Annotated in this window: 9 protein-coding genes, 1 pseudogene and 1 riboswitch; of the genes and pseudogenes, 2 read left to right on the forward strand and 8 right to left on the reverse strand. The window is 54.2% G+C overall.

All coding sequences use genetic code 11. The features are described 5' to 3' along the window. Both CIK94_RS02530 and dnaA read left to right on the forward strand, forming a co-directional pair. Positions 1 to 473 (forward strand): hypothetical protein (locus tag CIK94_RS02530; protein ID WP_158216499.1); only part of this gene is annotated, 473 nt, incomplete at its 5' end. A gap of 1,192 nt (positions 474 to 1,665) precedes the next feature. After that, positions 1,666 to 3,078 (forward strand): chromosomal replication initiator protein DnaA, encoded by a 1,413-nt coding sequence (dnaA, locus tag CIK94_RS02535; RefSeq protein WP_094421138.1) that lies wholly within the window; start codon positions 1,666 to 1,668, stop codon positions 3,076 to 3,078. Between the two features lie 33 nt (positions 3,079 to 3,111). Here dnaA and CIK94_RS14305 read toward each other — a convergent pair whose 3' ends face one another. The 8 genes and pseudogenes from CIK94_RS14305 to CIK94_RS14310 all read right to left on the reverse strand — a co-directional run. Continuing rightward, on the reverse strand, positions 3,112 to 3,264 hold the full coding sequence (locus CIK94_RS14305; protein WP_158216500.1) for a hypothetical protein: 153 nt from the start codon (positions 3,262 to 3,264) through the stop codon (positions 3,112 to 3,114). Positions 3,265 to 3,442: 178 nt separating this feature from the next. Continuing rightward, positions 3,443 to 5,461, reverse strand: coding sequence for a TonB-dependent receptor (locus CIK94_RS02540; protein WP_094421141.1), 2,019 nt, complete (start codon positions 5,459 to 5,461; stop codon positions 3,443 to 3,445). Between the two features lie 251 nt (positions 5,462 to 5,712). Then, complete coding sequence (locus tag CIK94_RS02550) at positions 5,713 to 7,506, reverse strand: exo-alpha-sialidase (RefSeq protein WP_144008275.1); 1,794 nt, start codon at positions 7,504 to 7,506, stop codon at positions 5,713 to 5,715. Between the two features lie 80 nt (positions 7,507 to 7,586). After that, positions 7,587 to 8,183: a nicotinamide riboside transporter PnuC gene (gene pnuC / locus CIK94_RS02555; protein WP_094385439.1), complete on the reverse strand. Its 597-nt coding sequence runs from the start codon at positions 8,181 to 8,183 to the stop codon at positions 7,587 to 7,589. Positions 8,184 to 8,195: 12 nt separating this feature from the next. Next, positions 8,196 to 10,553, reverse strand: a complete 2,358-nt coding sequence (locus CIK94_RS02560) for a TonB-dependent receptor (protein WP_094421149.1) — start codon at positions 10,551 to 10,553, stop codon at positions 8,196 to 8,198. Positions 10,554 to 10,576: 23 nt separating this feature from the next. Continuing rightward, positions 10,577 to 10,675, reverse strand: a riboswitch (TPP riboswitch). Between the two features lie 20 nt (positions 10,676 to 10,695). After that, the gene (locus tag CIK94_RS02565; protein ID WP_144007764.1) at positions 10,696 to 11,013 is read right to left on the reverse strand and encodes a hypothetical protein; all 318 of its coding nucleotides are present in this window, start codon (positions 11,011 to 11,013) and stop codon (positions 10,696 to 10,698) included. A 128-nt stretch (positions 11,014 to 11,141) separates the two neighbouring features. After that, complete coding sequence (locus tag CIK94_RS02570; protein ID WP_022309779.1) at positions 11,142 to 12,044, reverse strand: MlaD family protein; 903 nt, start codon at positions 12,042 to 12,044, stop codon at positions 11,142 to 11,144. Between the two features lie 25 nt (positions 12,045 to 12,069). Then, positions 12,070 to 12,333 (reverse strand): annotated as a pseudogene (locus tag CIK94_RS14310) (N-acetylmuramoyl-L-alanine amidase); the annotation flags it as partial.

The raw sequence follows: 12,333 nt of genomic DNA on the forward strand, positions 1-12,333 counted from the left end.
TCTGCATCATCTGCACTTATTCATGCTCTGACAATCAAAAACGATTTCAAGAAGAAAATGCAGATTGTAAAACAGAAACGTTGAAAATAAAGAAAAATATTCCTCTTGAGGATTTCTCCGTATTTATAGAGAAATTTCATAAGGATAAAGAATTTCAAAAGAAACGCCTTCAAGCCAAAGTTGAAGGTATCAATGGTGACTTGTATATGGAATATTTGGCAAACGGAGATGAATATGCTGACTCGATGATACAGACCTTTGTTTGGGATGAAAAAACTGATTTCGATCTATATTTAAGTCTGGCGGACTCTTGTTGTTATTCCCAGAATTTTAAGAAACGATATACAACACTAAAAGACTCGACCATGGAAGAATATATATATATTCCATATACTGGTTGCTTCTTTAAGAGTTATTTTAAGCGTATTAATGGGGCATGGATGATGACAGTATTTATTTCTGCAAATTTATAGTACTTAAATAGCTCCCCCATTTTCTAAGTGAGGTCATTCATACTATCATAAGACACGTAAAAAGGAATACACTACTTATATTGGGATAAAAGACAATTTATGTTGGAGAAAAGATGTATATCGCTTCTTGCGTTGTTATTATGCCAACGTCCCTCCTGCAAACAAAAAAAATATGACTGAATAATGGATAAGTTAAAGGTTGTGTGTGAATTATAGCTTGCGATAGTAAGCCGGCACGCACCCGACAGTAACATACAGCAAATCCAACGTGGATGGCACGCACACAACGGTAACATACAGCAAATCCATCGTAGATGAAACGCCCACAACGTCAATAAACGGGAAATCCATCGATGCCGGCACGCACCCAATGATATTATATGAGTCCATCGTTGATGGTACGCACACAATGGAGGAATGGTGTTTGCCCGTGGTGTGTTGTGCGCATACAATGATGGGGTAGCCTATCGTAGATGGTACGCACCCTTGGCAACTCTGTAGGAGTTGCGATTACATAGCCCAGGGTTGCGGGCGAAAGCACGCTACCCTGGGTAAGATACCCCACTATTATTGCAACGCTGTAAGTGTTGCGATTAGCCGAAGGCGTTACCCACAGCAGGAATAGCGAGCTATTGCGAATTAAAAAAACAAAACAATGCGAGCAGTTATTAAAATATCACACCTAAGGGCCTAATGCCGTTTTACGGTAGAGGCTATGGCTCTCAGAGCGCCAAAACATCAAAATCGCGCCAAAGTGATATTCATTATTTATATAGATTTCGTATAAATTAACAGCGGGTATGTTTCACGCACCTCGGGCAGCCCCCGATGCGCTTGCCTTTATGGGCTTTGGGGCGCAAGAGGCACGATGTTTCACTACAGGAGCCAAGCTCACGGCGCCAGAGCGGAAAACGCGCTAAATATCAACCATTTACGCAACCACAATAGCTACCCCGGCAACAACCGCCGCCATCTCAGCGAAAATAGCTGATAATCTGATGGTTGCAGAAATGACAAAAACAAGTAAGAAAAGATAAATTTGCATATCTCGTTTTTTTTTCCGAAATTTGCAGAACTGCAATTAGCAAGCGAGCATACAATGATAAGTCATCTACTTGCTGTGAATCTAATAGCGTGATGATGAATAAAAGATAATTGCTAAACTTAGAGAGACTACAAGATTATTCCGCAGATGAAAGTGACTCCTGACGCCCGTTGGGAAGAGGTTCTTGCGCTGATAAGCGACAGTGTAACCCCCCAGCAATATGCTACGTGGTTCAAACCGTTGGTCTTCCTCCATTACAAGGAGGCAGAACGGACGGTTACTATCCAAGTGGCAAGTCGCTATGTCTGTGAGTATCTCGAAGGCAATTATGTAGAACTTTTCCGCCATGTGCTGCGCCAGGTCTTTGGTGAGCATACGCAGTTGCAATACTTTGTGGCAAAGTCGCAGGACAATGAGATAGGCGAACCGCCGATGATGCAGTCGGAGATGCAGGCTGCCCCAGCCCGACAGCCCCAACGCCAGCGCATGGTGCAGCCTCAGCGCGGCGAAGCGCAGGGGCCTCAGCGACTCGACCCAAGGCTCAACCCGCGGCAGACGTTCGACAACTACATCGAGGGAGCCAGCAACAAGCTGCCCCGGTCGGTAGGACAGTCGATAGCCGAGCACCCCAACAACAGCAAGTTCAACCCCATGTTTATCTACGGTCCCCCGGGCTGTGGAAAGACCCACCTCATCAACGCCATCGGCGTACACGTGTGCAACAAATACCCCGAGAAGCGAGTGCTCTATGTGAGCGCACGACTCTTTGAGGTACAGTACACCAATGCCGTGATGCGCAAGACCATCAACGACTTCATCCTCTTCTACCAGACCATCGACGTGCTCATCGTCGACGACGTACAGGAGTGGGAGGGCAAGCCTGGCACCCAGAACACCTTCTTCCACATCTTCAACCACCTCTTCATGAACGGACGACGCATCATCCTCGCCAGCGACCGCTCGCCGGTAGAACTCAAGGATATGAACGAGCGTCTGCTCTCGCGATTCTCGTGCGGACTGATAGCCGAGCTGGAGAAACCCAATGAAGAGCTGTGCGTGGACATCCTCAAGTCGAAAATCAGACGTGATGCGCTGAGCATCCCCGATGACGTTATCACCTATATCGCCCAGACAGCCAACGGCAGCGTGCGCGACCTCGAAGGCGTCATCAACTCGCTGCTCGCCTACAGCGTGGTCTACTCGTGCCCCATCAACATGCGGCTCGTCGAGCGCATCATACAACGGGCTATCAAGACAGACAACAGTCCGCTCACCGTCGACGACATCCTCGAGAAGGTCTGCAACCACTTCGGAGTGACCCAGAGCGCCATCTACAGCAAGAGCCGCAAGCGCGACTACGTGGTGCCGCGACAGCTCACCATGTTCTTCACCGCCAAGTATACCAAGATGCCCGCCTCACGTATAGGCAAGCTCATCGGAGGCAGAGACCACTCCACCGTCATCCACAGCTGCTCGCAGATAGAGAAGCGCATCAAGGTCGACAAGGCCTTCGAAGACGAGGTGATAAGCATCGAGAACTCGTTCAAGTTGAAGAAATAGCCAGCATCGCCCTCCCGTGGCGACGGCAACCCACTACAGACATCTATTCACCCCATCCATATCAACGAAGAGGAAGCACCAGAGACAGCAAGTGCTTCCTCTTCTTGTTTCTATCACCCGCAGCACCACCGCCACCATCATCGCCACCACCCTGACCACCTCCACATAGCTGGAGGGTATCTTCACCGAGCGGGAGATGACCTTTACCGCTCCCGAGATGACCTACGCCGCAGCGGAGATGACCTACACCATAAAAATAATTATCCGCAACGCCGGGTTATGGGCATTGCGGATAAGGGTTAATACTATGATGATGATTACTGTCAGCTGCGGTTTTCCGCAGCCTGACTCTCTGCAGCCTGTGTTACAGATGGATGCTCGCACCAGCCATGAGCCACAGTCCGGGCTGACGCACGCCGCCGAGGTCATAGTAGCGGTGAGCAGTCAGATTGTCGGCCTTCAGGTAGAGCTCATAACGGGGCTGGCGCCACAGCAGTTTGGCATCGACCTTGGCATAAGGGTGATAGCCGTTCATGCGGTGCTGCCAGCGCATATCCCAACGGGCAGACAGGGCACGCCAGATGCGGTGGGAGAGCGAGGCTGTAAACTTGTCGCGCAGATATTCCAGCGCGTAGAGCGAGCGATAGATAGGCTCGTCAGTAGCATGGCGCTGGTGGATGCGGGCATAGCCGAGAGTGACTGCCGTGATGGGCGACGAGGCTACCCACTCCGTGGGATGGAGAGCCACCTCTACATTATAGCCCATATTGGTCAGACGACCTATGTTCATCGCCTTGTACTTGGTGCTTTCGGCTGTGGCATATACCCAGTCTATCATGTCCTTGCCACGGCTGTAGAAGGCACTCGCGGTGGCCTCTACGCCCTGTGTGCGGTAGCTCAAACCGGTCTTATAGGTATCGTTGCGCTCGGGTCTGAGCGTGCGGTCGCCCTGCTGCACACTGTTGGCGGTATAGAGGTCGGTGTAGGTAGGCATACGAAGTGCCTTGTTCCATGATGCAAACAGTTTCCACGCGTCTGAAGGACGATAACTCAGGTCAATACCGGGATAGAAGCGCATACGGCTGTCAAGTCCGGTATTGCGGTTGGCCAACACGCCGGCAGAGAGGGTAAAACCACCCAGGATGACGTTGTGCTCGGCAAAGAAGCTGGCATTGGTGCGACTGCCCTTATGGTCGTACTTGCGGTCGCTGCCATGGATCTTCTCCCAGTCGCGCTCTGCCATCAGTTCGCCATAAGCCGTACTCAGAATATGTTCGTGTCGCAAGTCGGCACCCACAGCCGTCTTGCCCAGGAGCCAACTCATGTGGGCGTTGACCGAAGCTCCCATCACGTCGAGGTTGTGATAGTTCTCTCCGGCCTGAGCCCCGGTCTTGCCGTGGATAAGCTGGTAGTGGTCGATGAACTTGTTGTAATACACCGTGGGCTTGATTTCCAGGTCGCGATATACGTTCTTGATTGTCGCGCCCAACGATGTCACCAGATGAGTGGTCTTCTCCCACTGGTCATTGTACTTTGCCGAGTAGAAAGTGCTGGCTCCGTAGTCTTGCTGACTCACTCCGAGCTGGAAATCCAGGTCGGCATGGCGCGTACTCATACGGGCGTCGGCAAAGACATGACCCTTGTCGAAGTCGCTGTTGGTCGTACCGCCGTCGGAGCGCATATAGCCCGCGCTGACATGCGTGTTGACCTTGCCGCCGAGCGTCACGCGGGCGTCGCCACCCACGGTGCCAAACGAACCGGCCTGGAGGTTCAGGTCGAGACCCTTGTCCTCGTTGCGGCGCGTCACGATGTTGATGGCACCGCTGAAGGCAGAGGTACCAAACACACGAGCAGCGGCACCCTCGAGAACCTCGATGCGCTCAATGTCGGAAAGAGAAACAGGGAAATCGGTGGCGTTGTGACCCGTCTGTGGGTTGGAAATGTTGACGCCATTCAGGAGAATGGTAATCTGGTCAAACGTACCGCCGTTGATTGAGATGTCCGTCTGTACACCAAAGCCACCGCGCTGACGGACATCCACGCCCGTGGCTAATTTCAACACATCGTTGACAGTCTCTACCGCCGCACGATGAATGTCGTCGGCCGTGATGACCTTCACGATCTTGGCCGACTGCAAAGCGGTCAGCGGAGCCCGAGAGCCGGTCACTACCACCTCGTCGAGCTTCATCTCCTTGCGGCTCAGCGTGTCAGCAGCTGCCTCCACATGTGTGGTCAGCGTTCCAGCCTTGGCGTGGCTGAGGGTAGGCACCGTCAGCACTCCCACCAGTACCACGCGGCCCAGACAAGCAAAGAGCGCATAGCCCTTGTTTGAGAACCGCTTGAAACGCAGGGATGATTGTGAATTAAATATACTTTGTTTCATATCGGGTGCAAAGGTAGTGAAAACCGAGAGATACACAAAGCGATTTATTCGTTTTTTCTATAAAGATACTACCTACCTTCACGACGACAGGAGTGAAAACGACGACAACAGAAACAAGGATCAGCAGTTTTCCGTCACTAATCATCACCGGAAAGCAGCCATCCGCCACCGTCCTTTCCACCAACAGAAAACCCAAGATGACGCCTCGCTGCGGAGCAGTCATCTTGGGTTGCGTGCTATCTGTAACGCGGTCAGTCTACGCGTACATTATCTATAATATACATAGCCGGAGCTATGCGCTCATCACAACCGGGCAGCGGCGGACACTTCTCCTGGTTGGGGGTGTTGCGGTTGGGCAGGTCGCGATACTCGCCGGTGCGCAGACTCAGTCGCTCGGGGTGCTGGGCACTGTGCATGGCCAGCAACTTATGACCCTGCACCTCTACCCCACCATCGACGATGCGGATATTGAGGCTGAGCCATTCGCCCTGCTTATAGCTGCCCACAGCCTCGCCATTGGCCACCACCTTGCCACCATGCAGACTCACGCAGACGATGCGCACACCGTGGCGGTCGGTCACATCGACCTCAAAGGGATCATCGTTCTCGGCAGCCACCTGCACATCGAGACTGATATCGGTCTTGGGCTTAGCCTCAAACACACGAATGGCGCGGGCATAGTCGTAGCGGTCTGAGTCGGTGAGACAGAGCTGATGACGGTCGTTGACATAGACATCAGCCCAGCGCGGACGGTAGATATTCCAGTCGGTCACGGTGCCGTGGGGCTTGATGTTGTCAAAGTTGTCATTGACCGGACCCGTCCACTTGGTACGGATGGGGGTGGGCACACGAGCCACCCACACATCCTCTTTGTTCACCGTGTAGGCGAGCCACATGTCGTTGCCCGGGGGAGTAGCCTCGCCCTCGGTGATGCCACGCACGTAGCAGGGACCGAAGTCCTTGTTCTCGCCCATAAAGCGTCTGGGCGGCACCTCGCCATGCACCACACACATCGAGTCGTAGGTGATGCCGTCGTCGCTGCTGATGGCGATGAGCGGATAGCGATAGGGCTGGGTCTCTATAGGGTTGTAGCAGATGGCATAACGCCCGTCGGGCGTGCGCTGCCCCCACTGCTTGCCGCCAGCCATGATGAGCGACGGGATGCGCACGGGAGTGCTCCAGGTCTTGCCGTCGTCGGGAGAGAGGGCGGCATACGACCATTTCCACAGCGCCACGGTATTGCCGTCCTTGCGGTGGTAGTAAGAGGTGGCCTGCACGCGGTTGATGGAGTCCTTGAGATTGTAGAACCCGTCGAGTCCGCGGTCTTCGTCTATCCACTGCAGCGTCTTGAGCTTGTCGCCGAGCAGCGCCTGGCAAGCCTCGCGGAAGCCCTTGTCCTTGCTCTTGGTGTAGAAGGGATAGGCGGTGTTGGTCTCATTCCACTGGGCGTGAGACGAGTAGCGGATGAAGTAGATGGGACCCATCGTGCCGTCGGCCTTGATTTCTCGCGCCACGCGCCCTATACCTCCCTCCTTGAAGGGGTTGTAGCTGTGACCGTAGAATGCCACCACGAGCAACCGGCCGTTGGGAGCGGTGTAGAAACCCATGCGCTGGTGCATGATGTAACCATAGTAAGGCTTGGGGATGGTCACGCCCTGGGGAGCCTGATAAGGGGGAAAAGCCACAAAGGGCTTGCTCCAGTGGCGGCCGTCGTCAGAGGTGACGAGCAGGGTCTGGCCGGGCGGCTGCTGTTCGTCGACAGGGTTGGAGAGATACTCCAGATAGAACTTGCCGTGCCAGTAGGTGATGTTGGCTGCGTGGTTGTAAGTCCAGCCATAACCGTCGGCCTCGTCGGGATGGGTGCGGTTGGCACGCATCACCTGTACATTCTCAGCGCCGATGGCATAGGCCAGTCCGCCATCGTGCAGGCGGGGATTGCATATCTCTCCGCCGATATAGCTCACCGGCTCGCGCTCAGAGCCGGTCTGCGGCGATGCCGTTGTGGTCATGAGCGCAAACAAAGGGATAAAAAATTGTCTCATCATAATCGTTGGTTTGATTTGATGAGACAAATTTACTAAATTTATGTGAGTCTACGGCCTTGCCGCAGCTTCTTTTTCAATGTCTATGATGCACTTTTAGCCATCTCGCGCTTCCATCTGAAGTAGCCTGCCACGGCTATGACGACATAGAGACCGTAGAGGCTCGCCTTGAAGGGTATGTCCTTGTAGAAGTAGAGCCCACAGGTGACCACATCGACCGCTATCCAGATGAGCCATTGCTCCAAATACTTGCGCGCGAGGGCCCAGATGCCCACAATACTCAACGCTGTGGTGAAGCTGTCGGCCACGGGCACGCGAGAGTCGGTGTGGTAGGCCAGCAGATAGTAGATGACACCCCAAATAGTGAGCGTGAGCAGAGTCCAGGGCAGGATGAGCCGGCGCTCGAAGTGGGTGATGGGCTTGTCGGACTTCTGCTTCGCCTCGCCGCGATGACCGCGCGTCCAGGTATAGAAACCGTAGCACGTCATGCAGATATAGTAGAACTCCATGCCGCAGTCGGCATAGAGTCCTTTTTCGTAGTAGAGCACCACGCCCAGTGCCTGCATCACAAAGCCCACGGGCCACAGCCATACCGAAGCCCGGTACTCGAAGAGGATGTAGGCCAACCCCAGCAGGGTGGTCGTGATGTCAAGCCAGTGGTCGATGATGAATGTCTCCATCGCTGTCGTCGGTTAGAAGCGCAGTGTCACCGTACCCATCATCGTGAAGCCTGCCATAGGCATATAGCCCAGCTGGGTGTAAGGCTTGTCGGTGGTGTACATGCCATAGCCGATGGCGTTGTACACCCAACCGCCGGCAGCGTAGTGGCGGTTGAAGATGTTGTAGAGGTTCAGACCCAGAACGGCTTCCTTCACGCCTGCCACCTTCTTGAAGGTGTAGTTCATGTTGACATTGGTCTGCGAGTAGCAGGGGAGCGAACGCAGAGCGGTGGCGGTATTGTCGAGATACTGACGGCTTACGAAGTTGGTGTGCCATACAGCCTCGAAGGCCTTGTGGTGAACGTTGATGAAACCGTTAAGGATGGTAGATGGCGAGAATGCCAAGGTCGATTTGTCATAATGCACCTTACCTGGATTGGTCTCGTCATCCCAGTTCTCGTAGTACTGGTCAAAGTTCTTCAGACGGTTGGCTGAGAAGGCGGCGTTACCAGCCACGGTGAGCCATGACAGAGGGCTGTAGTCGGCGGTGAGCTCGACACCCATGCGGTAGCTCTTGTCGATGTTGGTGGTGAGGTTTTCACCGATATCGCTCTGGGCACCGGTCTGCACAAACTGGTCCTTGTAGTCCATATAGTAGAGGTTTACGCCGGCATTCCAGTCACGGGCTGAGTAGCTGTAACCCAACTCGAAGTCGAGCAGGTGCTCGGCATCGGGAGAGCCGTAGCTGCCGTTGTCGGTGAAGTTGTTGCGCTCGGGCTCACGGCTGGCATAGGCTACAGAGAAGTAAGCCTTGTGACCATCCTGGTGGAAGGTGATACCGGCCTTGGGGTTCACGAAGTTGTACTGCTCGTCGATGTTGAGCATCTGGTTCTTGTAGGTGCCGTCAGCCTGCTCGTAGAACTTGTCGTTCTTGCCATCGGTCTTGTAGCCTACGTGGCGGTACTGTACATCGCCAAAGATATCCCAAGCCGCATTGAGATGCAGCGTAGCCTTGACGAAGGCTGAATAGTCGTTCTTGCGTGCATCCGAGTCGTAATACTGGTAGTCGCCGTTGGCGCGGAACTGGGCGTTGGCACCCTCGTTGGCAATATAGGTGAGGTAGCCGAAGTGGCCGCCGCGGAACTGCTGCAGGTTGACACCACCGAGCACATCCCAGCTGTCGTCCTTGTAGTTGGCATTGTACACCAGACCGTAGGTGTGCTGGGTGAGGCCCTTCTTGCGGATAAAGTCAGAGCGCTTCACAAAGTTGCCCTCGTTGTCGTAGTAGGTGAGACCAAACTTCTTGAACTTGTTGTTGGGGCGGAACTCGGCATAGTAGCCATAACCATAGGTATAGTGCAGGGCTACGTTGTGGCTCCAGTGGGCTGAAGGCTGGAAGACAGCCGACAGGATGTTGTGGTTCTGATAGAAGTTGTCGGTGGTCTTGTCCCAGTACTTGCCGTTGTTGAGCTTGTAGCGGTAGGTCTGGTAGTTGCCGTTGGCATCCTTGGGGAAAGTATAGTTATCGTCGTCGAAGACCAACCCCTCGTAGAGCGAGTTGTAACGGCCCAAGCCCTTCTTGTAGAGGTCTTTGTAGGTATACATGCCGTCGGCTATGAGAGTGGCGTCGTCGTTACCGCCGGTAATACCGCTCCAGGCCTGGCCGGTCTTCTCAAAGTTGCCCACATTCTTGTAGCTGAGGGTAAACTTGTCGCCATAGTAGGTCACGGCACCCAGATAAGAACCCTGCCTTCCGGCTGTGCCATGCAGGAATCCGTCGGTGCTGCTCTCATGATAGGCGCCGTTGAAGACCACGTGGTCCCAGAGCAGGCCCGAAGAGAAGTTGAAGCCTACGTTGTAGGAGTTGTAGGTGCCGAAACCGCCGTTGACCTCGAGCTGGGGCTTCAGACTGGGAGCGGCAGTGGCGAGCGAGATGGTACCACCGAAGGCACCGTCGCCGTTGGTAGAGGTACCGATACCGCGCTGGATCTGGGCTGAGCCCATGAGAGCGGCATAAGAGTTCATGTTGGCCCAGAAGACACACTGGTCCTCGGGAGAGTTGAGGGCTACACCGTCGAGAGTCACGTTGATACGGCTGTCGGCAGCGCCACGGATGCGGATGTGGCTGGTACCGATGCCAGTACCGTTCTCACTCCAAGCCACCACGCCGGGAGTGTTGGCGAAGAGGAAGGGCAGCTCTCTGCCGGTCTTGCCAAAGCTCTGGAGCTCTGACTTCTTGAAGTTAGCTACTGCGAAGGGTGCGTTCTGCTGAGCGCGCACACCTTTGACTACCACCTCCTGCAGATTGATCATCTTCAGAGAGTCGGCAGTCTGCGCAATGGCGCCGGCTGTGCACAAGCATACGGCCACCATGCAAACAATCTTTTTCATTTTCATTCTGTTTTATAAAAACACATCAAGGGGACGTCTTCCCTGCGTCGGCATTACCCGTTTCAGGTTCAGTGGGTATAATCTCAGCCTGGGCAAGAGCCCAAGCACCCCTTAGAATACGCCTTGTATTCCGAGTGCAAAGTTAGTAAAAGACGCAGACGTGGCAAAATATTTTCATAGAAATCACTCCCTCAAGGGCTTTAATCAGGGATAGAAGCACGATGACAGCCCCGACAAAGTCCATAGAAATCACGACGTAAGAGCTGCATAGCCCCACCACTACCCTACTCTCCGCAGAACCGTCGGCAGCCTCATCAAGCCTCGCCGCCATCATCTCTGCGATAAAATCAAGGCGTGAAAGGAGTAATGCGTGGTTTGCAACCGACAGTTCGTGGCGTGCAACCACCAGTTCAAACCACGCATCCAGCTTTATCGCCCCTTGCAGCAGCTTGTGCGTCATCGCCAGAACAGCCCGCGCCATCGAGGCATAGAAAAAGGCAATTGGCAGACCTCATGCAGCGGTCTGCCAATTGCCTATATATAATAAGGTGTCGTCTGTGGTGGCTGTGCCCGAGGCGCAGCGGGGCTCTACTTGTCCTTCTTGCCGAAGAGCGAGAAGTGGACGTAGCGCTTGGGATGCTCGCGCAGATTGTTGAGCAGCGTGTCGGCGCTCACGAGCGTCTTGTTGAGGTTCAGATAGAGCTGGCGGTCGTTGAGCAGCAGTCCGAGGGTGCCCTCGTTGCTGTTGAGCTTGGCGGTAAACTGCTCCATATTGGCTACGGTCTGGTCGACCTTGGCCATGGTGCCAGCCACATCCACTGCAGCCAGATTGCCGGTGAGTCGCTCGGTATTGTCGAGCACTCCGTTGGCCTTGGCCATCATGCCGGGCACGTTGCGGTTAAGGGTACCCAGCAGGGTGTTGAGCTCGCGGGTCGAGGTGTTGAGGTTGGCGGTGATGCCTTCGACATTGTGCAGCGAGTTGGCCACGGCGGGATCGGCGAGCAGCGTATTGAGACTCGCCATGATAGAGTCGAGCTTGGGCAGCATCTGTCCGATGGTGGGGGCGAGCTCTGCCACGGTGTCCATCAGGCCTCCGTTGACTCTGCCGGTGATGGTGTCGCCGGGCTGAACGGTGGCGGTCGCGTCGTGACCGAGCAGGAGATTGACCTTGAGGTTGCCCATCATGTCGCTCTCTATCTCGGCGGTGGTGCCGGCAGGGATGACGAGCTGGCGGTCGGTGCCGAAGCCCACGATGACGCTGCCGCCATGGGCATAGTCGAAATCGATGGTCTTGACTGTACCCACCTTGTAGCCGTTGACAAAGATGGGATTGGAGGCGGTAAGTCCGCTGATGTTGTCAAACTTGGCAAAGTATACGTTGTCGTTGGAGAAGAGGCTCTTGCCCTTCAGAAAATTCATGCCGAAAAAGAGCAGAACGATGCTCACGATGGCTGCTAATGCTATCCTTACTTCTTTGGTGAAAAAACTCATTGCCGTTGTTGTATTAATTAGGATTTTACTTGTTACTCTTAAATTCGCGGATGGCCTGACCCACATTCATCTTCTGGCCGCCCTTGAAAGCCACGATAAAGGCTTCGGGGAAGCGGTCGAGGATGGACTTGCGCAGACGGGAAATCTCGTTGTAGTCGGTCGAGGCACCATAGGTGTACTTGTACCATTCTCCCTCCTGATAGCAGTCCACTGGGGCAAGGCCCTTGAAGTGCTTGTCGCCCGCCTTGACAAAGGCTGAGCTGGAGAGTATCTGCACCTTGAAGACGGG

The organism is Prevotella sp. P4-51 (genome assembly GCF_002251455.1).
GTDB lineage: Bacteria > Bacteroidota > Bacteroidia > Bacteroidales > Bacteroidaceae > Prevotella.

Excerpts from the sequence above, each read along its gene's own strand:
- pnuC (WP_094385439.1), bottom strand. The coding sequence starts at position 8,183 with ATGGAGACATTCATCATCGACCACTGGCTTGACATCACGACCACCCTG.
- CIK94_RS02565 (WP_144007764.1), bottom strand. The coding sequence starts at position 11,013 with ATGACGCACAAGCTGCTGCAAGGGGCGATAAAGCTGGATGCGTGGTTT.
- CIK94_RS02560 (WP_094421149.1), bottom strand. The coding sequence starts at position 10,553 with ATGAAAAAGATTGTTTGCATGGTGGCCGTATGCTTGTGCACAGCCGGC.
- CIK94_RS02540 (WP_094421141.1), bottom strand. The coding sequence starts at position 5,461 with ATGAAACAAAGTATATTTAATTCACAATCATCCCTGCGTTTCAAGCGG.
- CIK94_RS02570 (WP_022309779.1), bottom strand. The coding sequence starts at position 12,044 with ATGAGTTTTTTCACCAAAGAAGTAAGGATAGCATTAGCAGCCATCGTG.
- CIK94_RS02550 (WP_144008275.1), bottom strand. The coding sequence starts at position 7,506 with ATGATGAGACAATTTTTTATCCCTTTGTTTGCGCTCATGACCACAACG.
- dnaA (WP_094421138.1), top strand. The coding sequence starts at position 1,666 with ATGAAAGTGACTCCTGACGCCCGTTGGGAAGAGGTTCTTGCGCTGATA.